This window comes from Oscillospiraceae bacterium MB24-C1 (assembly GCA_030913685.1).
Taxonomy (GTDB): Bacteria; Bacillota; Clostridia; order Oscillospirales; family Ruminococcaceae; genus Yanshouia.
In genome coordinates, this window is sequence record CP133187.1 from 1,810,222 (window position 1) to 1,836,599 (window position 26,378).

The 26,378-nt window shown below is 49.6% G+C and carries 24 protein-coding genes and 1 riboswitch; of the genes, 15 read left to right on the plus strand and 9 right to left on the minus strand.

Annotated elements, in window-relative coordinates; all coding sequences use genetic code 11:
- Window positions 1-57: 57 nt before the first annotated feature.
- Window positions 58-303: an AbrB/MazE/SpoVT family DNA-binding domain-containing protein gene (locus tag RBH76_08700; protein WMJ82816.1), complete on the minus strand. Its 246-nt coding sequence runs from the start codon at window positions 301-303 to the stop codon at window positions 58-60.
- A gap of 226 nt (window positions 304-529) precedes the next feature.
- Between RBH76_08700 and RBH76_08705 the strand changes: the two genes are divergently transcribed.
- Together RBH76_08705 and RBH76_08710 are read left to right on the plus strand one after the other, a co-directional pair.
- On the plus strand, window positions 530-1,114 hold the full coding sequence (locus tag RBH76_08705; protein WMJ82817.1) for a spore maturation protein A: 585 nt from the start codon (window positions 530-532) through the stop codon (window positions 1,112-1,114).
- The gene (locus tag RBH76_08710; protein WMJ82818.1) at window positions 1,111-1,635 is read left to right on the plus strand and encodes a spore maturation protein; all 525 of its coding nucleotides are present in this window, start codon (window positions 1,111-1,113) and stop codon (window positions 1,633-1,635) included. Before RBH76_08705 ends, RBH76_08710 begins: the two co-directional genes overlap by 4 nt.
- Before the next feature lie 228 nt (window positions 1,636-1,863).
- On the opposite strand, the gene RBH76_08715 is transcribed toward RBH76_08710, so the two are convergent.
- Window positions 1,864-2,967: an ATP-binding protein gene (locus tag RBH76_08715; protein ID WMJ82819.1), complete on the minus strand. Its 1,104-nt coding sequence runs from the start codon at window positions 2,965-2,967 to the stop codon at window positions 1,864-1,866.
- Between the two features lie 298 nt (window positions 2,968-3,265).
- Here RBH76_08715 and RBH76_08720 point away from each other — a divergent pair, with 298 nt between their 5' ends.
- The 4 genes from RBH76_08720 (at window position 3,266) to RBH76_08735 (ending at window position 8,265) form a co-directional block, all read left to right on the plus strand.
- On the plus strand, window positions 3,266-4,132 hold the full coding sequence (locus RBH76_08720) for an amidohydrolase family protein (GenBank protein ID WMJ82820.1): 867 nt from the start codon (window positions 3,266-3,268) through the stop codon (window positions 4,130-4,132).
- Between the two features lie 132 nt (window positions 4,133-4,264).
- Window positions 4,265-5,317 (plus strand): hypothetical protein, encoded by a 1,053-nt coding sequence (locus tag RBH76_08725; protein ID WMJ82821.1) that lies wholly within the window; start codon window positions 4,265-4,267, stop codon window positions 5,315-5,317.
- A 171-nt stretch (window positions 5,318-5,488) separates the two neighbouring features.
- Window positions 5,489-5,655, plus strand: a riboswitch (Lysine riboswitch).
- A gap of 114 nt (window positions 5,656-5,769) precedes the next feature.
- Entirely contained in the window at window positions 5,770-7,290 is a 1,521-nt protein-coding gene (locus RBH76_08730) for a Na+/H+ antiporter NhaC family protein (protein ID WMJ82822.1), read from the plus strand.
- Between the two features lie 123 nt (window positions 7,291-7,413).
- Window positions 7,414-8,265, plus strand: a complete 852-nt coding sequence (locus tag RBH76_08735; GenBank protein ID WMJ82823.1) for a VanW family protein — start codon at window positions 7,414-7,416, stop codon at window positions 8,263-8,265.
- Window positions 8,266-8,396: 131 nt separating this feature from the next.
- On the opposite strand, the gene RBH76_08740 is transcribed toward RBH76_08735, so the two are convergent.
- The 4 genes from RBH76_08740 to leuC form a co-directional block, all read right to left on the minus strand.
- Window positions 8,397-9,365 carry a D-2-hydroxyacid dehydrogenase gene (locus RBH76_08740; protein WMJ82824.1) on the minus strand — a complete coding sequence of 323 codons (969 nt, stop codon included), beginning with the start codon at window positions 9,363-9,365 and terminating at the stop codon, window positions 8,397-8,399.
- Between the two features lie 93 nt (window positions 9,366-9,458).
- Window positions 9,459-10,538, minus strand: coding sequence for a 3-isopropylmalate dehydrogenase (gene leuB, locus RBH76_08745; protein ID WMJ82825.1), 1,080 nt, complete (start codon window positions 10,536-10,538; stop codon window positions 9,459-9,461).
- Window positions 10,539-11,033, minus strand: a complete 495-nt coding sequence (gene leuD / locus RBH76_08750; GenBank protein WMJ82826.1) for a 3-isopropylmalate dehydratase small subunit — start codon at window positions 11,031-11,033, stop codon at window positions 10,539-10,541. It lies immediately after the preceding gene.
- Window positions 11,034-11,047: 14 nt separating this feature from the next.
- Complete coding sequence (gene leuC / locus RBH76_08755; GenBank protein ID WMJ82827.1) at window positions 11,048-12,307, minus strand: 3-isopropylmalate dehydratase large subunit; 1,260 nt, start codon at window positions 12,305-12,307, stop codon at window positions 11,048-11,050.
- A gap of 740 nt (window positions 12,308-13,047) precedes the next feature.
- On the opposite strand from leuC, the gene rpoN reads away from it, so the two are divergent.
- Window positions 13,048-14,415 (plus strand): RNA polymerase factor sigma-54, encoded by a 1,368-nt coding sequence (gene rpoN, locus RBH76_08760; GenBank protein ID WMJ82828.1) that lies wholly within the window; start codon window positions 13,048-13,050, stop codon window positions 14,413-14,415.
- Window positions 14,416-14,442: 27 nt separating this feature from the next.
- Window positions 14,443-15,312 carry a radical SAM protein gene (locus RBH76_08765; GenBank protein ID WMJ82829.1) on the plus strand — a complete coding sequence of 290 codons (870 nt, stop codon included), beginning with the start codon at window positions 14,443-14,445 and terminating at the stop codon, window positions 15,310-15,312.
- Window positions 15,313-15,405: 93 nt separating this feature from the next.
- On the opposite strand, the gene RBH76_08770 is transcribed toward RBH76_08765, so the two are convergent.
- Window positions 15,406-15,558: a sodium ion-translocating decarboxylase subunit beta gene (locus RBH76_08770; protein ID WMJ82830.1), complete on the minus strand. Its 153-nt coding sequence runs from the start codon at window positions 15,556-15,558 to the stop codon at window positions 15,406-15,408.
- Between the two features lie 113 nt (window positions 15,559-15,671).
- A complete protein-coding gene (locus RBH76_08775; GenBank protein WMJ82831.1) occupies window positions 15,672-16,481 on the minus strand; it encodes a histidinol-phosphatase HisJ family protein in 810 nt (269 codons plus the stop codon).
- Window positions 16,482-16,807: 326 nt separating this feature from the next.
- On the opposite strand from RBH76_08775, the gene RBH76_08780 reads away from it, so the two are divergent.
- From RBH76_08780 to plsY, 4 genes are all read left to right on the plus strand, one after another.
- Window positions 16,808-17,395, plus strand: coding sequence for a lactate utilization protein (locus tag RBH76_08780; GenBank protein WMJ82832.1), 588 nt, complete (start codon window positions 16,808-16,810; stop codon window positions 17,393-17,395).
- A gap of 114 nt (window positions 17,396-17,509) precedes the next feature.
- Window positions 17,510-17,779: an ACT domain-containing protein gene (locus RBH76_08785; protein WMJ82833.1), complete on the plus strand. Its 270-nt coding sequence runs from the start codon at window positions 17,510-17,512 to the stop codon at window positions 17,777-17,779.
- A 15-nt stretch (window positions 17,780-17,794) separates the two neighbouring features.
- Window positions 17,795-19,153 (plus strand): PFL family protein, encoded by a 1,359-nt coding sequence (locus tag RBH76_08790; GenBank protein WMJ82834.1) that lies wholly within the window; start codon window positions 17,795-17,797, stop codon window positions 19,151-19,153.
- Between the two features lie 16 nt (window positions 19,154-19,169).
- A complete protein-coding gene (gene plsY, locus RBH76_08795; GenBank protein WMJ82835.1) occupies window positions 19,170-19,811 on the plus strand; it encodes a glycerol-3-phosphate 1-O-acyltransferase PlsY in 642 nt (213 codons plus the stop codon).
- Window positions 19,812-20,167: 356 nt separating this feature from the next.
- On the opposite strand, the gene RBH76_08800 is transcribed toward plsY, so the two are convergent.
- On the minus strand, window positions 20,168-21,661 hold the full coding sequence (locus RBH76_08800) for a flagellin (protein WMJ82836.1): 1,494 nt from the start codon (window positions 21,659-21,661) through the stop codon (window positions 20,168-20,170).
- Window positions 21,662-22,281: 620 nt separating this feature from the next.
- Here RBH76_08800 and RBH76_08805 point away from each other — a divergent pair.
- Genes RBH76_08805 through RBH76_08815 form a run of 3 tightly spaced genes read left to right on the plus strand, consistent with a single transcriptional unit; the run spans window position 22,282 to window position 26,356 of the window.
- Window positions 22,282-22,770, plus strand: coding sequence for an NAD(P)H-dependent oxidoreductase subunit E (locus RBH76_08805; GenBank protein ID WMJ82837.1), 489 nt, complete (start codon window positions 22,282-22,284; stop codon window positions 22,768-22,770).
- Window positions 22,763-24,643, plus strand: coding sequence for an NADH-quinone oxidoreductase subunit NuoF (locus RBH76_08810; protein WMJ82838.1), 1,881 nt, complete (start codon window positions 22,763-22,765; stop codon window positions 24,641-24,643). Before RBH76_08805 ends, RBH76_08810 begins: the two co-directional genes overlap by 8 nt.
- A gap of 3 nt (window positions 24,644-24,646) precedes the next feature.
- Complete coding sequence (locus tag RBH76_08815) at window positions 24,647-26,356, plus strand: [FeFe] hydrogenase, group A (GenBank protein WMJ82839.1); 1,710 nt, start codon at window positions 24,647-24,649, stop codon at window positions 26,354-26,356.
- Window positions 26,357-26,378 lie beyond the last annotated feature (22 nt).

Sequence of the window (26,378 nt, forward strand, 5' to 3'; positions counted from 1 at the left end):
TTCGACAGGGGGGGATATATAAAATCCCCGCCCTGTTTTTTTGCTGTCGGGTAGTGATTAGCCGTTAGCTCTAAGCTCAGCAAGACAGTGTCCACAGACATTTTTATCTTTGTACACCGTAATGTTATCGGCACTCCCACAAAAAATACAGGCGGGTTCATACTTTTTAAGTAGAATGTTGCTGTGGTCCACATAAATTTCTAAAGAATCTCTCTCAGAAATCCCCAATGTCCGCCTTAATTCGATTGGCAGCACGATCCTTCCCAAATCGTCAATTTTCCGTACAATACCTGTCGCTTTCATAAATTCACTCCTCCTCTTTGATAATAAAAACAGGGCGTGTGGAACGTTTTTTGTTTTAAACTCCCTATTTGTCATATCGCAGTTATTATACCGCATAGATAAACTAATGTAAAGATGAAAAATGTTAAATTTTGTAAAATAATCAAAATAATTCTTATTACTTATGTTTAAATTTGGTGCTCAAATTCATTTATGTTTCATACGCTTATTCATAGGGGTGACGCATATGATGACTGCTATTTTCTGCGTAATGCTGCTTGGTGGGATTGTTTTTGGCGCGCTCACCGGCAGAATGCCGCAGGTATCTGATGCACTACTTAAAGAAAGCGGCCGCGCCATCGAGCTGATATTGTCGCTGGCAGGGAATTTTTGCCTTTGGGGTGGCATTATGCGTATTGCAGAGGAATCCAAGCTAACCACCGCGCTGGCGCATTTGGCGTCGCCGGTAACCTGCCGACTATTCAAAGGGCTTCGCCCACAAGGTAAGGCCATGCGTGCAATTTCGATGAACATGGTCGCAAACCTGCTCGGACTGGGTAACGCCGCTACGCCACTGGGCATCACCGCCATGAAAGCCATGGAAGAAGAAGAACGCGCCAATGGTACAGCCACTGATAACATGGTGCTTTTTGTGGCTATGAATACGGCATCGCTTCAACTGCTGCCTACCACCACCGCCATGTTGCGGTCTGCTGCAGGTAGCAGAGCGCCGCTGGACATTTTGCCAGCCGTCTGGGTGGCGTCCGCTGTTTCGGTTCTATCTGGCATTATAGCCGCCAAACTGCTGTCCAACAGGAGAAATCGCTCATGACTGCGGTGAGCAGCTGGGCGATCCCGACTGTCATCGGGCTGATCGTAATGTGGGGTTGGGTCAGCGGTATCAATGTATTCGACTCGTTTTTAAATGGTGCGCGCACCGGTATCGGCGTTGCGTTTAAAATTATCCCTGCGCTGGTCGCACTGATAACTGCAGTGGGGGTTTTCAAGGCCTCCGGGGCGTTAGATCTCTTGACCCACTCGCTTGCTCCCTTAACCAAGTTGTTCGGCATTCCGGCCGAGGTGGTTCCGCTGGCGCTGTTGCGCCCCATTTCTGGCAGTGGCGCGATGGTCATCTTCAATGATCTGCTGACTCGATTTGGGCCTGATAGTTTAGTCGGCCGCATTGCCAGCGTAATGCAAGGCTCTACTGAAACAACCTTTTATACTATTGCCGTTTACTACGGAGCCACTTCCATTCGCCGCATCCGCCATACCGTATCCGCTTCGGTGACAGCGGATCTTACTGGATTTATAATGAGCGCAATTTGTGTCAGAATGTTTTTCTATATGTAAAATTTTGACAAACTTTAACCATACCCTTTACCACAACACTTTGTTGCTCTTGTTCTTTTACGCTGAGCCCAGCAAAACGCGCCATTTTCGGCGCGTTTTGCTTAGGTACAGAGCGCTTTTAACGCATAAAGCGGACACTGGCCGTAAAACCACTGTCCTTCATTTATATTTCAAAATTGCCATATCCTCAAAGGCTATTTAACCCAAATAATATGCATCCGTGTTTACTTATACCCGGTCGGCCAAAAGCGACTCGATAAACTGCTTGGCTACGCGTGGAGATCGTCCAGCCCGGCGCAGAGCATAAGCCTCGGCACTTGAAATGAGTGTTTCTTCCGGTAATATAATACCATTAATCTGCGCCAGGCAGAGTACAATATCAATGTATTGTCGCTTTCCCGGTCTTTCAAAGGTGACCGTAAGGCCAAATCTATCGGAAAGTGAAGTTAGTTCAGCGATGGTATCGCCAAGATGAACTTCATCTCCCTCGCGATCGGAAAAGCTCTCCTTGACCAAATGACGGCGATTGCTGGTGGCGTAAACTGCTACATTATCGTTTTTATAAGAAATTGAACCCTCTAAAATAGCTTTTAACGCCGCAAAATTGTCGTCATCCTTTGTAAATGACAGATCGTCGATAAATAGAATAAAGCGCAGTGGGTTGGCGGACAGACGGTCGAGCAGCGCAGGTATCTCGGTAAGCTGGTTCTTTTTAAGCTCTACAAGCCTGAGCCCACGGTGCGCATATTCGTTGACGATCGCTTTAACGGTTGAAGACTTTCCGGTACCGCTGTCGCCGTAAAGCAGTACATTAGCGGCCGGTCGTCCCTCGATGAGAGCCAGCGTGTTGTTCACCACCAGCTGACGCTCTCGCTGATAGCCAGGAAGACGATCAAGCGTGATGGGGTCGGGATGGCGAACGGGAACAAGCGTATGATTTCCAAGAATAAAAGCTCTATTATCTGCAAATATGCCGTAACCATAGCGGCTTATCTGTGACACACGCTCGGCATAGGCTGCTTTAAAATCGTGATTGGTGCAATAATAGGCGGGCAAAAAACCATCATACCCCAGCGCTTCGCGCAGCGTCTGCGACGAAAGACGGCTCATTTCTTCCAGAAGCGAAAGCTCCTGATCAAGACATTCCTTTATCAGTGGAGAAATCGGTTGTTGCTCTGCGGCGCGTAACATATACAGGTTTTCATCCCGCAACACCAAATTCAACAGGTAGTCCGACAGGTTATCACCTTTTTCATATAAAGCCGCTATAAACAGTGAATAATAGGAAATGCCATCATTTCCATCTGCTTCCAGCAGCTGCATCAGATTCATAAGCACTGCGTCCTCTAAAAGCTTGCGGAATATAACCATCCCACGCAGACGAACGCTTAAAGAGTAATATATCGGCATCGCGAACAGTCCTTTTTCTAGATAATATTACTATATTACCCCAGATGTATTTTTCTGTAAAGCATGTTTAGCTATTTTCTTTTTTAAACCCTCATGCTATGCTATAATAATTGTTATGCGCACACGCGCTTTTATTTTTGCCCTGCTTGCTCGCGTGGCCTAAAAGCGCAACCTCAGGGCATATTCGACATCTCTTATCAGCTTTATGGAGGCTCTTGGCATGAAAATAATAGATGCGCACCTGCATATGAAGAAGACTGAGGGCTTTGATGCCCTTTGCCGTGAATGCGGTCATAAAAACGATTTTTCACACTTGATGGCGTGTTTTAAACAGGAACAGATTTCCGGCTGTGTGGTGATGGGTACCGGCCTGTTGGAGGGTAACCCCTGCCGACCAGGGCTTTTTGACCTCACGGGCCCCGCGGATGTGAAAGCCTATCAATACCCGCCCTCGGTTGGTTTTTGTATTGGGGTGGATCCCGAAGGGCTGCGTAAAGGAAACTTAGAAAAAACGCTTACTTCTTACCGTGAGGCAATTGCTTGCCCAAGCTGTGTTGGATTTAAGATTTATTTGGGGTACCGTCCTTTTTATGCCGACGACAGCCTGTACCATCCGGTGTATGAGTTGGCGGCAGAGTACGATCTGTCCATAGCTTTTCACACCGGAGACACAGCCAACCCCACTGGCAGACTAAAATTTTCTCATCCACTGACGGTGGATGAGGTGGCGGTGCGCTATCCCGATCTCCGCCTGGTACTATGCCATTTTGGTAACCCGTGGATGCTTGACGCCGCTGAGGTGGCTAAGAAAAACTCGAATGTTTATGTCGAGCTTTCCGGCCTTGCAACGGGCATTCCAGATGCAACCGCGTTTAGAGAGCGCTACAAGGGTTATGTCGATCAACTTGAAACCTGGCTTCGCTATCTTGACCGGTGGGATCGCGTGCTTTATGGCTCGGACTGGCCGCTGGTTAATCTGCATGCCTACATTGCGCTCATTCAATCGTTTGTGCCACAGAGTGAATGGGAAAAAGTGTTTTACCAAAACGCATTGAACGCTTATCCGCGTCTTAAAACTTTGTTATAGCTTTGATTTTCAAGAATATTTTTAAATAAACTGACCTTCTCAAAAGCGTTTATGTGGATTTTTCGGCGATTTAGTATCAATTGTTTTGCCGGTAGAATACCATATAAAAGATAGCTGTGAGGAGGTCTTTTAGTGATAAAAACACATCTGACGCGCTTCTATTTGAGCGCAAACACGCCGCTGGGATTTGTTTCACGGTTAAATATGCTTTGCGACGCCGACAGATTTTCCCGCATTCTTTTACTCAAGGGCGGAACAAGAAAAAGGCGGGCCGAACTGATAAGCTTCGCGGCTAAAGCGGCCGATGCGGCGGGGCATTGCGTCCACCTTGTAGCTTCGGTCGATTCCGCAAGCGCGCCAGAAGCGGCCTATTGGGGTGATACCGCCCTTATAGACAGCGCACATCCTCATGTCATTGAGCCGCGCTATCCGGGTGTAGTGGAAGAAATTCTGTGGCTGGGTGACTGTTTTGACACCGAAAAATTGCGCCAAAACAAACCCACCATTATTGCGCTAACCGACAAGGAAGAACGTCTACGCGAGCAATCGCGTCGCTATTTGTGTGCGGCTGACGCCCTGTGTAACGATAACTATCGCATAGCACTGGAGGCTACCAATCTTGAAAAAATAGAGCGACAGGCAGACCGTATTGCCGATAAAGCTTTTAAAGGCCAAAAGTCGGTTGAAGAGGTTCGCATTTATTCAGATGGCTACCAACTGCTACCGGAGCTTTCGTCGATGGATAATATCAAGAATGTTGTACTCCTTGAAGATGAATATGGGCCATCGTCTGGCCTGTTGCTAAAGGCACTGCATAAGCGTGCCTTAAACTGCAATTGTCATGTCATCTGCGGCTATAGTCCCTTGGCGCCGTTTGAGCGGCTTGAGCAGCTGATTTTCCCTGAATTGTCGCTGGCATTTTTGACAGCTAATGAGCGGTTGATGGTAACCTGCGAGCCACAGCGCATCATCAACGCGCGGCGGTTTACCAATAAAGAAATTCTGGCAACTCATAAGAACCGAATCGCATTTAACCGCAAAGCAGCACGGCAGATGTTCCAACAATCCCACAGCCTGCTAAAGAGTGCGCAAAAGGTGCATGCCCAACTGGAACTTTTCTATGACGGTGCGCTGGATCAGGCACGTTTTAATCAGCTTTGCGAACGGGCTACCGCGGTAGTTTGATAGTCAACTCATACTTACTGCATAAAATCAAGAGCGCAAAAGTTTTGGCCTGCTTTTAGCATTTGTGCTCTGTTAGTAGACACGCCGAGCAATTGTATAAAATGTTAGTTGACATAGGATATAAAAATATGATATTTTTAAAAGCAGTATATTTTTTATGATCTTATATTGAATAATGGTAGAGGTGCGGTGTTTAAGAGTATCCCGGCGAAATTGGACGACAGGCCATCGGGAAAAAGGAACCACCGCCGAAGCAAAAAAAGCATTGTCGGGCTTTTGCGCTGGGGCGCCACAGAATATGGGGCGCACTGTCACGGGTGTGGAGGGCTATCATTTGCTAAACGGGGGTTTAATTTTCCCCCTTTTTGCAACGCAGCATGCCATCCGGTGTGCTGCGTTTTTATTTTGATGCAAATCATTTTAGCCAAAAAACAGAAAAGGAAGTGCATATTATGGAAGCAGTCTCGGTTGGTTGGTTATCAATTCTCCCGCCCATTATCGCAATTGGGCTTGCGCTTATCACAAAAGAGGTTATCTCCTCGCTCCTGATTGGTATTCTTTCGGGCACACTGATCTATACGGCCTCAATAGGCGGCAATCTGGTGGTGGACACCCTTAAAAATACCTTCACCCTGATGGGCAACCGCTTTGATCTGAATATTATTCTGTTTCTTGCGCTGGTCGGCGCATTGGTCACGCTGATTACCATGGCGGGCGGCTCTCGCTCTTACGGGGCGCTGATGAACAAAAAACTCAAGAGTAAGGGGAGCGCTATGCTGGCCACTGGCGGCCTTGGCGCGCTCATTTTCATCGACGACTACTGCAACTGCCTCACAGTGGGCACCGTCATGAGACCGGTTACTGACCGGTTTCAAATGTCACGCGCAAAGCTCGCATACATAATCGACGCGACCGCGGCACCAGTCTGCATTATCGCACCGATTTCAAGTTGGGGTGCCGCCGTTATATCTTCGCTCCCTGAAGAAAGCCATATCTTTGACAGTGGCATTCACGCGATGGTTTCGACCATTCCGTTTAACCTCTATGCTCTTTTGTCCATCTTGATGTTGATTGCACTTTCAATCACCAATCTCGATTTTGGCCCGATGGCAAAGGCAGAGGCCAGGGCAAAGAAGGGCGATCTTGGCGCAATAGACGTCTCCCTGGGCGAGGGTACCAAAATTTCGGAAAGGGGAAATATCTGGGATTTGATTCTCCCCGTTATCGTGTTAATCGTGGTTTCTGGCCTAGCCATGCTAGAAAACGGTGGTTATTTTGAGGGTGGCATGACGCTTGCCGAAGCATTCGGCAACTGCTCCTCCGGCCCCGCACTGGTACTCGGCTCCTTTGTGGCACTTGTCTGGGCGTTTGTTCAGTTTGTACCACGTAAACTGATGACCGCTCGAGAGTTTATGGGTGGCATCACCGAAGGCATTAAGTCCATGGTTCCAGCCGATATCATTCTTGTGCTTGCATGGACCATTTCTGGCGTCTGCCGCGACTTGCTGATGACCGGTGACTTTGTCGGGCTGGTCGTTCAAGAGAGCAATATTCCCATTGCTATTCTTCCTGCCATCACCTTCGCTATTGCTGCGGCACTCTCTTTCTCAATGGGCACTTCGTGGGGCACCTTCGGCATCCTGATTCCGATTGTATTTGCCATCTGCGAGGCGGTTGCGCCGTCGCTTATCATCCCCGTTCTGGCTGCTTCACTGGCAGGTTCGGTGTTTGGTGACCATTGCTCGCCAATTTCGGACACTACAATCATGGCGTCTGCGGGGGCCGGCTGCGATCATATCGAGCATGTCTCCACCCAGATTCCCTATTGTCTCTTAGTGGCGGCTTGTTGCTTTGTCGGATATCTGGTAGCTGGCTTTAGTAACGGCAATCTGTTGCTCACGCTGGGCGTTTCAATTTTGATGTTGTTTGGCCTGTTGGTGATATTACATTTCAAATTCGGTTCTGCTGAATAGAACATAGCTAAAAGCAGCGCGCTACGTTAGGTAGTGCGCTGTTTTTGAAGATTCTGCAATATTTTCCTGCCAATATGCTACCATATAAACAGTAAGTCTCAAGGTAGTAGGGGGTATGACAGCATGAGAAAAACAGATGATTTGAGAACCATCAAGCGCTCGGTACTGCGAAAGCGGCTTGGAGAATGTTATTATTCGTTTTTGCGCTACCTGCTATGGCTTTCACCAAAATATCGTTTTGCAAAAAAGCGGAAAACAGATTTATGGTTACCTTATGCGCATACTAAACACCAAACAATACTGTTACGCCAATTACAAGGGGTCGACATGCAGCTCCAACACAATAAGATTATAAATTTGCGGCTGGCTACAAAACTGCTTGACGGCGTTCTTGTGTATCCCGGAGAAACCTTTAGCTACTGGCGACTGATTGGTAAGCCGACGCGAGCCAAGGGATATGTAGACGGCATGGTTCTATCCTGCGGTAAGATCATGGCCGGGGTGGGGGGCGGACTATGCCAGCTCTCAAACCTGCTTTACTGGATTACGCTGCACACACCCCTTACCATTGTTGAACGGCACCGTCACGGGTATGACGTTTTTCCAGACGCCAACCGCACCCAACCGTTTGGCAGTGGCGCAACCTGTTTTTATCCCCACGGTGATTTGATGATAACCAATTACACCAGTGATATATTCCAGCTGTCGGTTACTGTCGATGAGGAGTTTTTACACGCAGCGTGGTACTCGAACGAGCGGCCGGTTTGTTGCTATGAAATTATTGAAAAAGACCCCCTCATGAAAAGCGAGTGGTGGGGCGGATTCAGCCGTCACAATGCACTTTACCGCCGCAGCTTTGATTTAAACGGTATTTTTCTGAGTGAAGAGTTCCTTGTTGAAAACCATGCTATGATGATGTATGAGCCGTTTCTGGCTGAAAACAGCACATCTGATGGAAAGCCATATATTAAATGACGCGACAAAGAGGGCGGAGGATATGCCTCCGCCCTCTTTATCATACAGCCATAAATAGCGGCTTTTTAAATTACAACCAAAGAAAGCCACCTCAACAGCCTCCAACAGTAGATCTCGGCAACAAACTGTTTTTAAAGCTTTCTGTAGCCGGTCTTGGCATCAACGAGGTTTTTCAAAGGTTTCTCCTGAATGAAAGCGGTGAGATTTTCCGCAAATAGTCCAATCAGCCTGTTGTGGGTCTCCGGCAATGAAAAGCCTCCCGAGACATGCGGCGTTATGATAAGATTTTCTGTCTGCCAAAGGCGACTTTCGGCAGGCAGCGGTTCAGGAACCGTCACGTCCAGCGCGGCGCCCGACAGCTTGCCGGCATCCAGTGCATCGCAAAGTGCGTCGGCATCCACTGCACTACCACGGCCAATGTTGATGAGTACTGCTCCGGGCTTCATTTTTGCGATGCGCTCAGCATTCATTAAGCCTTGTGTTTGCGCTGTCTGGGGCAAGCAGAGCGCCACCGTATCAGCTAAGGGCAACAGTTCGTCTATTTTGTCCGAGAGATAAAGCTCGTCCACAAAGTCAGGTTTATCAAGACCAGAGCGGCGTACACCGATCACTTTTGCGTTAAACGCCTTGACACGTTTGGCAAATTCGCTGCCGATATCGCCCAGGCCAATAACCAGCACGGTAGAATTCCAAATAGAGCGCACTTCGCCAAGATTTCCCCAAAGATTTTTGCGTTGTTGATCTCGGTAAAGATGTAGCTTTTTGTTAAGCGACAGTAGTACACTTACCATATATTCCGAAATGGCCAAGCCATAGGAGCCAGTGGCGTTGGCCAAAAATACCTCCTGAGACAGCACACCTTCAGCGGCGTAGCTATCCGAACCGGCAGAGCCTAGCTGCAATAACCGGAGAGACTGAGCATTTTTTAGACTATCAATGGGCGGGTTGCCTAAAATAACTTCGGCGGAGGCCAACTGCTGCTCACTGATCTCGCCAGGCTCACAGTAAACGAATTTCGCGCTTGGGGCACAGCGTTCAAGCAGTACTCGCTGTTTGGTATTTACAGAAACCAGGACTAAAATATTTGCAACGTTGCGCATGAGCTCATTCCTCCAAAATATATGTTAAAAGCGGGGAAGATGGTTGCGCAGACAACCTTCTTCCCCATAGTTTACCACTAAATTTTCTCTAAATCAAATTGCAATTTCAGCGGCAATATATTTACCCATCTCATTGCAGCCGATCTTTCTGCCGCCCTCAGACATAATATCCGCCGTGCGCAAGCCCTTATCGAGAACGCTTTCAACAGCAGCTTCAATGGCATCAGCCTCTTTATTCATGTCAAAGGAATATCGTAGCAACATCGCTGCCGAGAGAATTGTACCGATGGGGTTTGCAATATCCTTTCCCGCAATATCCGGGGCCGAACCGTGAATCGGCTCATAGACGCCAAACGAATCGGAACGCAGGCTGGCCGAGGGCATCATGCCGATAGAACCGACAATCTGACTGGCCTCATCCGAAAGAATATCTCCGAACATATTTTCGGTGACGATGACGTCAAACTGTGCCGGATCGCGCACCAGCTGCATGGCGGCGTTATCCACCAGAATATCGGAAAGCGCCACATCCTCATATTCCGCAGCAATGGCGTGCACACGTTCTTTCCAAAGGCGCGAGGAATCAAGCACGTTGGATTTTTCGACCGATGCCAGCTTTTTACCACGCTTTCTTGCCGCTTCAAATCCCACGCGCAGAATGCGGTCGATCTCCTGTTCGGAATAAACCAGCACATCGCGCGCGACGCGCTGTCCATTTTCAACTGTTGTCTCGTGTGCGCCGAAATAAATACCGCCTGTCAGCTCACGTACAATCATGATGTCGATACCCTGCGCGACAATCTCGGTTTTAAGCGGGCAGGCATACGCTAATTGCGCATGCAACTTGGCCGGTCGCAGATTGGCGAAAAGACCTAACGCCGCGCGCATCTGCAACAGTCCCCTCTCGGGGCGAATTTCCTTGGGGACGCCCTCCCATTTTGGGCCGCCAACAGATCCGAGCAGGATGGCATCAGCGCTTTCACAGCTTTCACGAGTTGCAGCCGGAAATGGCTCACCGTGGCGGTCTATGGCACAGCCACCAAAATCGGCAAAGGCGAATTCAAACGTATGTCCGAATTTTTTTGCAACGGCCTGCAGCGCCAGCACGCCCTGTGCCGTAATCTCAGGGCCGATGCCGTCGCCCTGTAAAACAGTGATCTTTTTCACAGCCATTCAGTTGCCCTCCTGTACCGCAATCGCGCTCATCAGGCCGTTTTGGTTGATAATATCCTTGATAAACTGGGGGAAGGGCTCAGCCTGATACTGTTCATTCCGGGTGATATTGGTGATGACGCCGGTGTCGAAGTCGATAGCAACCTCGTCTCCGGCCTGAATCTTGTCGGACGCCTCTTCACACTCGAGGATAGCGAGGCCGATGTTGATAGCGTTACGGTAAAAGATGCGGGCAAAGGTCTTGGCGATAACGCAGGAAATACCAGAGGCCTTAATCGCGATGGGTGCATGCTCACGCGAAGAACCGCAGCCAAAATTGTACCCACCAACTATAATATCGTTGGGCTTGACCTTTTTAATAAACTCAAGGTCAATGTCTTCCATGCAATGGGCAGCCAGCTCCTGATGATTAGGTGTATTGAGGTAACGGGCCGGAATGATGACGTCGGTATCGATGTTGTCGCCGTATTTATGTGCAAAACCTTTTGTATTCATGGCAATCTCTCCTTTTAAAGCTTGTTGGGGTCGGCAATTTTGCCCATAACAGCCGAAGCGGCTGCGACCTCGGGACTGGCGAGATAAACCTCGCTCTTCGGGTGACCCATGCGGCCGACGAAATTGCGGTTGGTGGTGGAAACACAGCGCTCACCCTCAGCAAGAATACCCATGTAACCCCCGAGGCAGGGTCCGCAAGTGGGGGTGGAAATGACACACCCTGCATCGAGGAAGATGTCGGAATAGCCCAGTTTCATGCACTCACGATAAATCTGCATGGTAGCGGGAATGATAATGGTTCGACAGTCCTTGGCAACATGGCGGCCTTTGAGAATTTTGGCGGCCGCGGCCATATCTGAGATACGACCATTTGTGCAGGAACCGATGACGACCTGATCAATTTTGACATCGCCGACCTCGCCGATGGTGCGAGTATTCTCGGGTAGGTGCGGAAAGGCGACCGTCGATTTGATGCTAGAGAGGTCGATGTCATAAACTGCGTCGTACTGCGCGTCGGGGTCGGGTGCATAAGTTTTAAAGGGACGGTTTACTCTTGCGTTGACATACTCAAGCGTCACGCCATCCACCTCGAAGATGCCGTTTTTTCCACCTGCTTCAATCGCCATGTTTGCAATACACAAACGGTCGTCGATGGTGAGGTTTTTAAGGCCTTCGCCGCCGAACTCCATCGACTTATACAGTGCGCCGTCCACACCGATCATTCCGATGATATGCAGAATCACGTCCTTGCCGCTGACGTTTTCCGAAAGCTTTCCGATCAGGTTAAAGCGTAGCGCCGAGGGCACCTTAAACCACGCTTCTCCAGTTGCCATACCCGCAGCCATATCGGTGGATCCTACGCCGGTGGAAAATGCGCCGAGCGCACCATAGGTGCAGGTATGCGAGTCGGCGCCGATGCAGGTCTCACCCGGGGCGATTAGACCCTTTTCGGGCAGTAGCGCATGTTCAACGCCCATATCGCCAACGTCGAAGAAATTTTTGACTTTATGCTGGCGGGCAAAACTCCGACAGGTTTTTGCCTGTTCTGCCGCTTTAATATCCTTGTTGGGAATAAAGTGATCGAGTACTATAGAGATTTTATTTACATCAAAAACCGAATTAAATCCTGCTTTATTAAATTCGTTGACTGCAACCGGAGTTGTAATGTCGTTGCCGAGCACCATATCCAGCTTGGCGCGTATTAGTTGTCCGGCCTTTACCGAGTCCAGCCCTGCGTGGGCGGCGAGAATCTTTTGCGTCATTGTCATGCCCATTGTGTGTTTCCTCCTAAATACGTGTTTCATGATGTTTAACTGAAGAGACGGACGTTTATGGGAGCATTTAAGCAGCGGCAGGGAAGAGGGGATTCATAAAATCAGCCGCCCCGGACTCTTTCTTTTGCTATGCGTGCATCGGATTTTCCTGCTCGTCTATTTTTAGATAAACAAAAAAGCCGCAATCATCCTTTGACTTTCAAAGGACGAAAGCAGCAAACCTTTCGCGGTACCACCCTTGTTGATGCGTTACGCACCCGCTCTGCCCAGCATCGGCTACACTCTATCAGAGCTTATGCAGCGAATCCGGTCCCATTGGTAACGGGCGGGAATCCCGTCCTTCCTTGCGGTGGAATTCCGCTCAGTCGGCCGCTCAGGGGTGAGATTGCAGAAGCACAGGCACCGCCTTTCACCAACCGGCGGCTCTCTGAAGCTTGTGTTGGGGTCTGCAAATTCCCCGTCAATGCGATTTTTAATATAACAGCATGATACCGATTTTATAATAGCTTGTCAAGACCCGAATAGAATTCTTTATAATCACCCAACAAATCTGCCTGTAAGGCCTATAATTCATAGCAAATCACTTGCTTTTTGTTTATTTTTATTATTTTATCTGTTGCAATGGTGCGCCAATGGCGTTGAACTGGAAGAGTTGTCAAATCATATTGCTTGCAAAACAGAAAAAAATACGTCATAATAAGACTAAAAACGAGCCTATTAATTCAGAAAGGAGAGGGAGCATGTCTGTTACAGGGTTTTTAGGGCAGTATCAGAAGCAGGAGCTGCGGCAAAATATATCGATGCAGCAGATACAGTATGTCACCCTTCTTCAGATGAATATTCAGGAGCTAAACGAGCGGCTAAATGAGCTTCAGGTTGAAAATCCGCTCATTGATGTGTTGACCCCCGATCGTAGCTCTACGCAGGAAGAAACAAATCTGTTGGCGACAGCGCAATGGCTTGTATCAAAGCCTGTATTGCGTCCGGATGAAGACCCCGCCGACTATAACGCCGATCATCGGCAAGAGCCGGCGCTTCAAAGTGATGACCCATATGATCTGCAGGCTTATCTGAGAAATCAGTTTGATTTTAGCCTGACGCGGGTAGAGCTGTCTATTCTGGAAAAGCTGATTTATTCTCTCGACGAAAACGGCTATCTTGCCATAACTGCCGAGCAGGCTGCGCAATCCTTCAATGTCGATCTGGTGTTAGCGCAAGAGGCGATCGCTTATCTCAAAACGCTTGATCCGCCTGGTATCGGCGCAAATAATCTGGCTGAAACGCTGACGATTCAGCTTGACCGGCTCGGCGTTGACGACCCGCTGGCTTATCGTTTGGTCGAGGACTATTTACAGGAGCTGCCGCGTGGGCATTTTCAGAAAATTGCCGGCGCGCTTGGCTGTTCGGCGCAAAAGGTGCGCGAACTCTACGAGCTGATCAAAACACTCCAGCCCCGCCCGGCCTACTGTTTTGGTGACCGTCCGGCGGTCTATATTCTGCCTGATGTCACCGTCACGGAAACGGACGGCGTACTTTCCTGCCAATATAATGATCGCTTCAGCGCCAACATCAATATCAACCGCAGCTATCTTTCGCTTTGTGACAAGGGTGACGAGGTTAAGGACTATGTCGAGCGCAAGCTTTCTCAGGCGATGTGGGTGGCAAAAGCGATCAAAACTCGGCGTGACACGATCGAACAGATTGCAAACGCCATTGTACGCCGACAAAAGGATTTCTTTTTGCGCGACGGCGATATTCTTCCGTTGCGCTTACAGGACATCGCGGGTGAATTGGGTGTGCATGAATCCACCGTCAGTCGATCAGTTAACGGCAAGTATATCGAATGTAAATATGGCGTTTTCCCCTTTAAGCATTTCTTTTCGCGTGCGCTGCCCGATGACGCGGGTGGTCAGGGTACGGGCAGCCGTTCGGTCAAGGATCAGATTAAAAGCCTAATAGAAGCCGAAGATCCACGCCGCCCCTTATCCGACAGCGCGTTGGTATCACTGCTTGAAAAGGATAGGACGGTCATTGCACGCCGAACGGTAGCAAAATACCGCGAAGAGCTTGGCATTCCATCGTCCTCGCTGCGCAGAAAAAACCCATAGATTAAGTATAAAAGGAGACTTTTTGATATGAGATACGAAGGTGATGTTTACCGTCCGCCAAGTGAAGCACACAGCCTGATTATTCAGCTTACCATCGGCTGCGCTCGTAACACCTGTACCTTTTGCACCATGTATAAGCGCAAGACCTTCCGTGTGAGACCACTGGCTGATGTTATAGCCGACCTAGAGGAGGTCAGCCAAAGCCACCGCCTGGACGTCGACCGAATTTTTCTTGCAGACGGCGATGCGCTCGTTGTCAAAACAGAGGATATTATCACAATTCTCGATAAGGCTTACGCGTTGTTTCCACGCCTTGAGCGCATCACAATGTACGGTGCCGCACAGGATGTGCTTCTTAAATCTCACGAGGAGCTGGTGTCCCTCAGAGAGCATGGGCTAGAGATGGTCTATATCGGCGCCGAATCGGGCAGTGACGAAATTTTGCAGGATGTCAAAAAAGGGGTCACTGCTGCCGAGATTACCGAGGCCTGTCTGCGGCTAAAGGCGGCGGGTCTGAAGGTTTCGATGACGCTGATCACCGGTCTCGGCGGACGGCCCAAAACGCGCGAGCATGCCATCATGTCGGCGAAGCTAGTTACGGCTACAAAGCCAGATTATCTCGGCCTATTGACGCTGCACCTCGAGGCAGGCACGCCACTGGCGCAGGATTATCTCGAGGGGCGGTTTGACATTCTCTCCCCACTGGAGTATCTGCAGGAGCAAAAACTGTTTTTGGAATCGGTGGATAGCGAGGGCACAGTGTTACGCTCGAACCACATTTCCAATTATGTGGCACTGGCCGGTGTCTTGAACCGTGACCGCCAGAAGATGATAAATCAACTCCAGCACGCGCTTGAAAACGGTAAAATACGCCCTGAGCGCTACAGAAGATTATAGACACTTAAAAAGCAGCGGCCGTTTGTTAATCTCCGGCCGCTGCTTTTATTAAGTTTTACCACACGGCACATCGGAAAAGTCCCGTCAGACATTTTATCTATGCTTTAAAAACAGCCATACCCCCAGCGCAATTAGCGCTACCGCGCCAAAACCAGCCATAACAATAATGGGCCATATCTTGCCCGCCACAAAAATGGCCGTAGGACCATCCGCACCGCCAATAATCCCGATAGAACTCGCGTCCATATATTAGTACCTCCGATTTTATTTTTAAATTTAGTTGTTAAGTGTTCCTCAATATTGTTGCGCTTATGAAGCCCCACCTACTACAACGTAGCCTTTGCTTAACTTTTCGCTTCTTAATCTAATTTATACAACATCGGCTTGCGTGCCTGATAAACAGTCTGATAAGAAAAGCCTGCAGCACGCAAAAGCGCCTGTCCTTCTACGATACCGCGTCCAATGTTGGTTGCGATGTGCGCATCTGAGCCCAGCACGACCATTTCGCCCCCACATTCCTTAAACAGCTTTAATTCCCACAGGTCGGGCATGGCGCGTGCCTTTGGATTGCGGTAAAGACCCGAGGTGTTTAATTCCAGAGCTTTACCATTTTTAGCCAGCGTGGTAAACAACTCGCGCAACTGCGGCTCAAAATTTTGCACTGGAGGAACCTCCTTGCCATATCCCATATATCGGTAGGCGTAAGTGATATGAGCCAACACATCGAAGGTATCCGTCTTGGCGAGTTGCAGCATCTCCGCAAAATATCGGCCAAGCAAGACCTTTTGATCATTAGTTTTTTTCTGTAAAAAATAAAAATCCTCTGTTTGATACAGGTTGTGGAGCGAACCGAGCACCACGTCATAGTCGAAAAGCGCCAAAACCTGCTGCGCCATTGTCATATCGTGAGTCGCCTGTCCCAGTTCTACCCCATGAAACAGCTTCAATCGGCCTTTAAAAAGCGCCCGCACCTGCTTAATCTCCGCCGCTGCCGCTGATAACCTCTCGCGCCAGTCGGATACTACATACGCACCAAGGTCGCAGTGATCGGTTACCGCAATACCACGTAGCCCCGCTTTAATAGCAGCCTCACACATGGTTTGAATCGTTTCGCTGCCATCGAAAGAATGATGGGAATGCGTATGCCCGTCATAAATTATTGCCGCCATTTATGTGCCTCCTTGCTAAATTGCCGTTTTTATGGGTAAGCGATATGCCCTTTCATGACGGCTTGTCCGCCTAAAGTGGCAGCTTTTCGTGATCAAACCGCTGGCATACCGGTATAATTGTCTTAAAGCAATTATACCACATAATCAGCTCATACAGTAGTACAACCCGCCTAAAAGCTAATAACAGCATCTAAGATTATAAACCTTGCTATTTTAACGCTATAAGCAAGTGAAATAACCCAATAATTACAATCAAATCTTCCATATTGATTTTATAACTTTACTATGCGAAAATAGAATAAAACAAAAAGAAAGGGAGATGTCCAATGGATTGCTCCAAGCTGCTTGACAATTTTAAGAACCATGGTTTTTCGGTTAAATACTTTGAAACCGCCGCCGAGGCAAGTTCCTATTTGGCAGGCGCCCTTAAAGGGGAGACTATCGGTTTTGGCGGATCGGTCACTCTGAAAGATATGGGCCTTTACGATCTACTCGCTAACGAAAACACCGTCTGCTGGCATTGGAAAACGCCTGGCGACAGAGAGCGCTATGCCGAATTTACAACGTATATCACCTCCGCCAATGCCGTGGCGGAAACCGGTGAGTTGGTCAATATCGACGGTACGGGCAACCGCGTTGCATCCACCCTTTATGGCCCCAAAAAGCTTTATTTTGTCTGCGGCATCAACAAGATTACACCCGATCTCACCACAGCGATCGACCGCGCGCGAAATGTAGCGGCGCCGGCAAATGCCAAGCGGCTCGGATATAAAACGCCCTGTGCTGTAACCGGAAAATGTCATGACTGCAACAGCCCGGAGCGAATCTGCCGGGGCATGGTGATCCACATGCGGCCTATAAACAATTTTGAATGCACCGAGGTAATAATTGTCGGTGAGATTTTAGGTTTTTAGAGCGAAAAAGCGGCGCGGGGAATTGTTTTGCCGCGCTGTTTTATGTTATGATATAAAGCGTTTAATATAAGGGGCAATTCGTACCCACGCCCTATTTTAAGGAGGAATCTGCTCATGAATGCTGTTATAACCGTAGTCGGGCATGACACCGTAGGCGTTCTTGCAAAAGCGGCCGGTATCTGCGCCACACATAATGCGAATATCATCGACGTTACCCAAACTGTTATGGGTGACTTTTTCTCAATGGTTATGCTCGCCGATATTTCTAAACTTTCCTGCGATTTTGCGCTGCTTTCTGAAGAGATGCAGGCATCGGTCAAGGAAATGGGCCTTATTGCGCATGTCATGCACGAGGATATTTTCAACGCCATGCATCGCATATAAGGAGAAGGGGAACCTATGCTGAACATCAACGACATTCTTGAAACAGTGCAGATGATTCAGGACGAATGCCTGGATATCCGCACAATAACAATGGGTATCTCGCTGCTAGACTGTGCAGACAACGACATCGACCGCTCCTGCCAAAAGGTTTATGACAAGATCACCCGTCTGGCCAAAGACCTTGTCAAAACTGGTCAGGATATCGAGCGTATGTACGGTATTCCGATTATCAACAAACGCGTTGCGGTAACCCCCATCGCGGTGCTGGCGGGTGTTTCGGGTGGAGACCCGGTCAAATATGCCCACGCGCTGCAAAAAGCGGCGAATACCATCGGCGTCAACTTTATCGGTGGCTATTCTGCACTGGTGCAGAAAGGATTTTCGGCGGGCGATTTAGAGCTGATCCGCTCGATTCCACGCGCCATGGCCGAAACCGACCTGTTGTGTTCGTCGATCAACGTCGGCTCCACCAAGGCGGGCATCAACATGGACGCGGTCGAGCTGATGGGCCGCATCGTCAAGGAAACTGCCGCGCTCACCGCAGAGCGCCAGTCCATCGGCTGCGCAAAGCTCGTGGTTCTGTGCAACGCACCGGAGGATAACCCCTTCATGGCAGGCGCTTTCCACGGCATCAGTGAACCGGACTGCATTATAAACGTCGGCGTTTCGGGCCCCGGCGTTGTTCGCGCGGCGCTTGCCCGCGCGAGTGCCGACCTACCTATTAACCAAATTGCCGACATCGTTAAGAAAACCGCTTTTAAGATCACCCGCATGGGTCAGCTTGTCGGAGCTGAAGCTTCTGAACGATTAGGCGTTCCATTTGGCATCATCGATCTCTCGCTTGCGCCCACCCCCGCGGTTGGCGATTCGGTGGCACATATTTTGGAGGAAATGGGCTTGGAACGTTGTGGCGCCCCCGGTACCACAGCCTGTCTGGCGCTTTTAAACGACGCGGTCAAAAAGGGTGGCGTCATGGCCTCCGGACGTGTTGGTGGCCTTTCAGGCGCGTTCATTCCAGTTTCGGAGGATGCAGGCATGATGGATGCCGCCAGAGTGGGCGCGCTTTCACTCGAAAAGCTCGAAGCTATGACTTCGGTCTGTTCGGTGGGCCTTGACATGATTATGCTGCCGGGCGACACCACTGCCGAGACTATCTCAGGAATCATCGCAGATGAAGCGGCCATTGGCATGGTCAACCAGAAAACCACCGCCGTTCGCGTCATTCCCGCAGCGGGTTATAAAGTTGGAGACGAACTCAACTTTGGCGGTCTCTTAGGCGGCGGGCCGGTCATGCCGGTCAATGGCTTCTCACCCGAGAAAATGATCCATCGCGGCGGCTACATCCCCGCGCCGATGCACAGCCTGAAAAACTAAAGGGGCGAAAACTTTTATGGAATGGATCTTAGCTTCCCTAATAGCGACCGTTACTGCCTATCTGATGGGCAGTATCAACTGTGCCGTGCTGTTTTCCACTTTGTTTTACGGCGACGATGTGCGCCGTCATGGCAGTGGCAACGCCGGAACAACCAATATGCTACGCACCTATGGCGCAAAGGCGGCAGCTTTGACTTTTGCAGGGGATATTTTGAAGGGTGTTTTTGCCGTCATGTTGGGGCGTTTGCTCTTCTCTCTTTTTGGGGCAACGGCTCAGCAGACCTATGGCGCCTATCTATCTGGCTATGTCGCTATTTTGGGGCATATGTATCCGCTGTATTTCCGCTTTAAAGGTGGTAAGGGCGTTGCGACCGGATTAGGTGCAGTGTGCGCCATCAACCCACCGGTATTTGGAGTGGTATTCACTGCAGGCATTATCATTGCGGGGGTCTCGGGCTTTGTTTCGTTGGCGTCACTTTCGGGTGCGGTGCTGTTTCCGTTGTTGCTGGCGGGCAGCATGCTTTTAAAAGACGGCACTGTTGCACCTATGGAATTATTACTAGCCTGCGGTATTGCACTGTTGGTTATCTATAATCATCGCGAGAATATCAAACGGTTGCTAAGCGGTACCGAAAATAAATTCTATAAGAAAAAGTAACTCTGATCCATTAAAACCAATAACCTTGTAATTTGCTTTTGAAGATTAAGGGCTGTAATCTATAATATTACACACAATCTAATAATTCAGAGCAGATTGATAGCCTTTAAGACGGTTGCCCCACAGTTAAAAACTGTGGGGCTTTTTAATGGGCTCGGGTTAGCTCTTCGATAAGTAAACCACCCTACCATCGTCAGTGCTTTAAAAGCGCTTATAGATGCAAAAACGCCCGGACATAAAGTCCGGGCGTTTTCTCTCGGGGTTTGCTCCCGCCGCAAAACCGAAAGCCACAAGGGCCTTAGGCGGCGATTGCACCAAAGGGCTACTGTTAAGCAGCAACCAAACGAGAAGGTAAATTACTGGAGCAGCTGCAGAACCTGCTGGGGCTGCTGGTTGGCCTGAGCAAGCATCGCCTGAGCGGCCTGAGAAAGAACGTTGTTCTTCGTGTAGGCCATCATTTCCTTCGCCATGTCGGTATCGCGGATACGCGCCTCGGCAGAGGTCAGGTTCTCAGTGGTGGTAGCCAGGTTGTTAACGGTGTACTCAAGGCGGTTCTGGATGGCACCGAGGTCAGCACGGGTGCTGGATACGGTGTTGATAGCCGCCTTAATCTTATCAATGGAGTTGGTGGCATTGCTTTCGGTGCTGATGTCGACATTTTCGAGACCCAGCGAAGTGGTGTTCATGTTGTCGACCTTGACGGTGAGACGCTGGGAAGCAGTATCGCCGATCTGCAGACCGAGACCGCCGCCGTTGGAGGTAACATTGAGGTTAGTGCCGTCATATGCAACTGAGACATTATCGACTCCGGCTGCATCAAGCGCAGCCTGAAGGTTCTTAGTGGTAGCGGCATAGCCGGTAGCATCAGCGGTGGCGCCGAGCTCTACACCTACAGTGCCTTTGGGTGCAGGTACGGTAGAACCATTAGCGATAAATGTAAAGGTTTTGCCATTAATGGAAATGCTATCGCCTGCCGCAATAGTTCCAGCAAAGGTCTTGCCATTGCCGGCACCTTCTACGCTCACTGCATCAGTTACAGGGTTGTCGCCCAATACATCTGCCGTAGTATCGGTGGTTGAAATGCCAGTGACAACCGGCGCATCAGCACCGGTCGCCTTACTGGTGAGAACCAGATTGCCACCAGAGGCCGAAACATCAAACAGATTCGAAACGGAGTCATCCTTGGCTAGCGCTTCCTTTATGGCATCCAGGTTAGCGGCGGCAGAGGTATCAGAAGTTGTATATGCTACATTAATATTCTTAGATGTACCATCGTTGTCCGTATAGGTGATGGTAAATGTAGCATCTGCTCCAGCGTCGCCAGCACCGATAGTGTCGCTGGTGAACGTGGAAGCAGCTGCCTTGATGTCGGTACCATCAGCAGCGCTGCCGGCAATAACAGCATCACTTACATTTACAGAGTCACCCAGAGAACCGTCGAGCAGGTTAATGCCGTTGAAGTTCGTCTCGTCGGCGATACGATTGATTTCATCCTTGAGCGAGTCGATCTCAGACTGCAGGTTCGCGCGGTCGGTGGTGTTATCGAAGGTGCCGTTAGAGGACTGGGTGGCCAGCTCGACCATACGGTTGAGCATGGAGTGCACCTCGGTCAGCGCGCCTTCAGCGGTCTGAACAAGCGAGATGCCGTCCTGTGCGTTGTCGCTTGCGCGCTCAAGGCCAGTGATCTGGGCTCTCATCTTCTCGGAGATTGCGAGGCCAGCAGCATCGTCGCCTGCGCGGTTGATCTTATAGCCAGAAGAAAGCTTCTCCAGGTTCTTAGAAACCGAGCTGTTGTTAGCAGACAGTCTGTTGTAGGCGTTTAACGCCATAATGTTATGTTGTACGATCATAGTTTTTTCCTCCATGATTAATTTTTGAGCAAGCAATCCATTGCTCGCCTTTTATGTTCTGCTGGTCAAGGATGCGGGCCCTGCATCCTAAACCTGCTTTGAGCGGTTTTACCCGTTCACTAAACTAATCGCACATTTCCAGATTTTCTTAACCCGGCATTATATACAACTATTTGTGCTTAATTTTGTTTTTTATTTATGCTTTTGTCACTTTCATGTTGTTGATACTTATAATTACTCAGATTGCAACGATTTTAATTAACTAAAGGTATGTACCTTTTTAAAATTCCGCAATTACGTAATCGCCGCTGACTAAAAACAATTAGCAAAAGTGTTTTAAGCTCATTTATATTTGGTGGTTAAATATGCTAAAAACACAGGCCTATGCACACTGCCTTTTCAAAAGACTTGACCAATTCTTCAATTTGGTGTATGGTGTGTAAATTAGTTTGAGTATTTTTTAACAAATTTCATATCTTCTCCCTAAAACCGCTTGACGCGGTAATCATTTTTATATAGAATAATATTTGCAATATTTGATTCATTTTGATCAACATTTAAGACGCAGTCCAATAAATCTGCAGTTTATAATGCAAAACAAAAGATCGGGAGGATCCGTAATGGAGCATGCATCACTTCGTACCGAGGTGGAAAAGATTCTGGAAGCCCACGAATACCGCGCATCGGCGCTTATCGCCATCATGCAGGACGTTCAGGCGCTATACAATTATCTGCCCGCTAAAGCACTGGAGCAAATTGCAAAGGGTTTAAAAATCAGCATTGCAAAAGCTTACAGCGTCGCAACCTTTTACGAAAATTTTTCTTTGCTACCAAAGGGCAAGAACATTATTAGAATTTGTGATGGCACAGCCTGTCATGTGCGCAAGTCTATCCCCATTTTAGAGGCTATCCGCGGTGACCTAGGACTTTCCGGTAAAAAACAGACAACCGACGACCTGATGTTCACTGTCGAGACGGTCTCATGTCTTGGTGCCTGCGGGCTCTCTCCGGTCATTACGATAAACGATGTAGTTTATCCCTCTATGACGCCCGAAAAGGCACTGGCTCTGCTGGCTGAATTGAAGAAGGAAGGTGTCACGAATGCCTAAGCTTAACACACTGGCCGAGTTGACCGCACTGCGGCGTCAGGCAAGTCATTCGCTGGAGATGCAAAAGAAACAGGTTTTGGTCTGCTGTGGCACAGGCTGCGTAGCGGGCGGTTCGTTGCTCATTTATGACCGTATCAAGTCGGCCTGCGAAAAGCGGGGCATTGACGTCTGCGTCGAGCTGCGACACGAGCCTCATGAACAAAACATTGGCTTAAAACGTTCGGGCTGCCATGGCTTTTGCGAGATGGGGCCATTACTTAAAATTGAACCGCTTGATGTTCTGTACATAAAAGTTACGTTGGAGGACTGTGACGAAATTATCGAGAAATCCATCCTTCACGACGAGGTCATTGACCGTCTGCTCTATAAAATGGATGGCAAAACCTATCAGGGTCAGTCAGAAATCCCATTTTATAAAAAGCAGACTCGAAATGTGCTCTCCAACTGCGGTCAGACCGACGCCGAAGATATTTTAGAATACATCGCTAAGGGCGGCTATGATGCCGTTTCAAAGGCGCTGTTTGACATGACCCCCGAAGCGGTATGTAAGATCATCTCCGCCTCGAACCTTCGGGGCCGTGGGGGCGGCGGCTTTCCCGCCGGGCGTAAGTGGGATCAGGTGCGCAGGCAAAAAGAACCGGTGCATTATGTGGTGTGTAACGGCGACGAGGGCGACCCTGGTGCCTTCATGGATCGCAGCGTTATGGAAGGTGACCCCCACAAAATGCTCGAAGGTATGATTATCGCGGGCTATGCTAGCGGTTCAAACGAGGGCTATATTTACGTCCGTGCTGAATATCCGATGGCGGTGGATCGCCTTCAAATTGCCATAGACAAGGCGCGCGCTTGGGGCCTTTTGGGCAAAAATATTCTGGGCAGCAGTTTTTCATTCGATATCCATATTAACCGGGGCGCGGGTGCTTTTGTCTGTGGTGAAGGCAGTGCGCTGACCGCCTCAATCGAAGGACATCGCGGTATGCCGCGTGTCAAGCCGCCGCGTACTGTCGAGCAAGGCCTGTTCGGCAAGCCCACCGTATTAAACAATGTTGAAACCTTCGCCAATGTGCCGCTTATTATCACGAACGGCGCGGACTGGTACCGCTCTATCGGCCCGGAAAGCAGCCCCGGCACCAAGGCTTTTGCACTGACCGGTAACGTTAATAACACGGGCTTGATTGAGGTGCCGATGGGTACCACCCTGCGCGAGATTATTATGGATATCGGTGGTGGTGTCAAAAATGGTAAAAAATTTAAAGCCGTGCAGATTGGTGGCCCCTCTGGTGGCTGTCTTATCACTGCCGACCTCGATATTGCGCTCGATTTTGACTCGCTCAAAAAACGTGGGGCGATGATCGGCTCTGGTGGGTTGGTTGTCATGGATGAAGATGCCTGCATGGTTGAAGTGGCACGTTTCTTCATGAACTTTACCCAGAATGAATCCTGTGGCAAATGTGTGCCCTGTCGTGAGGGTACTAAGCGCATGCTCGAAATTTTGGAACGTATCGTCGCCGGACAGGGCAAACTTTCGGATCTTGATCTTCTTGAGGAGCTAACCGAAACAATTTCAGAAACTGCTTTGTGTGGTTTGGGCAAAACCGCGCCCGCGCCGGTACACAGTACGCTAAAATTCTTCCGCGACGAATATCTGGCACACGTGGTTGATAAAAAATGCCCCGCCAAAAGCTGCATGGCGCTTAAAACCATCTTTATCGACCCCACGCTTTGCAAGGGCTGCAGCAAGTGCGCCCGCAACTGTCCGGTGGGGGCGATTAGCGGCAAAATCAAAGAGCCGTTTGTTATCGATAATCTTAAGTGCATCAAGTGCGGCGCCTGTATTTCAGCTTGCGCCTTTAGCGCCGTCAAGGAGGGATAACTCATGAGCAAGGGTTACATGTATATAGACGATCACCGCATCGGTTTTGACGATGAGAAAAACGTGCTGGCCGTTATGCGCAAGGCAGGCATTTCGATGCCAACCTTTTGTTATCACACCGAGCTTTCGACCTACGGCGCCTGCCGCATGTGCGTCGTCGAGCTGGAAAATGGCAGTATTGAAGCTTCCTGCTCGATGGAGCCAAAGGATGGGCTGCGGATTCGCACCAACACCTCCAGAACACTCAAACACCGTAAAATGATTTTGGAACTGCTGCTGGCCGCCCATTGTCGCGACTGCACCATCTGTGAAAAGAGCGGAGATTGCAAATTGCAAGATATGGCCAAACAGTTCGGAATCCGCCGGGTGCGCTTTGAGGATACTCGCGAACAGATGGAAACCGACACCAGCAGTCGCTCGATTGTCCGCGACCCAAACAAGTGCATCCTTTGCGGTGACTGTGTTCGCGTCTGCGACGAAATTCAGGGCATGGGCATATTGGATTTTGTTCACCGTGGTTCTCAGCTGCGCGTTATGCCCGCTTTTAACCGAAAAATGGCTGAGACAAAATGCGTCAACTGCGGACAATGCGCTGCGGTGTGTCCCACCGGCGCTATCACGGTTAAGAACCAGATCGGCAACATCTGGTCGTCGCTACAAAACCCGCATAAGCGGGTGGTGGCCCAGATTGCGCCGGCGGTGCGCGTCGCCATCGGCGAGGCGTTTGGCATTGCGCCAGGATCTAACAAAATGGGCAAGTTGGTCGCCGCGATGAAGCGCATGGGCTTTGACGAAGTCTATGATACGACCTTGGGCGCAGATTTGACGGTCATGGAAGAATCAGCGGAATTTTTGCGCCGACTTGAGAAGGGCGGCCCATTCCCAATGTTCACTTCTTGCTGCCCAGCGTGGGTCAGCTATGTTGAAAATTCCAACACCAAATATATTCCACATCTGTCGTCATGCAAGTCGCCACAGCAGATGTTCGGTTCGGTCATCAAGGCACAAGCCCGCTTAAACGATGACGACCCCCGCGATACGGTCGTTATTTCGATCATGCCCTGTGCAGCAAAAAAGGCAGAGGCTGCACGCGAGGAATTTTACGTCAACGGTATTCCCGACGTCGATTACGTGCTAACTACGCGCGGCGTTTCGACCATGATTAAAGAGGTTGGTATTCGCTTTGATGAAATAGATGACGAGGCCACCGACATGCCGTTTGGCATGGGCAGCGGTGCGGGTGTCATCTTTGGCACAACCGGCGGCGTTACCGAGGCGGTTATCCGTCGCGTCTCGGGTAAAAAGAACGTTAATACCCTGCGCGAAATTAAATATTCCGGCGTGCGTGGAATGGAAGACATGGTCAAAGAGGCCACCGTCAAGCTTGGAGATACCGAGCTGAAAATCGCGGTGGTACATGGGCTTAAAAATGCACAGCTGTTGCTGGAGAAAATAGAATCCGGCGAGGTGTTTTACCACTTTGTTGAGGTCATGGCCTGCCGCGGCGGCTGTATTGGTGGTGCGGGGCAACCGTTTGGCAGAGATCGCACCAAGCGCACCCGTGCCGACGGCCTTTACACCGTCGACAAACAGGCTCAAATCAAAAGCTCGGAAGAAAACCCGATGATTGCAGCACTCTACGACGGACTGCTCTCCGACCACCATCACATCCACAAGCTGTTGCACACACGCTATAGCAACTTAGAGGATTAAACCCTTTCTGTTGCAGCATCGC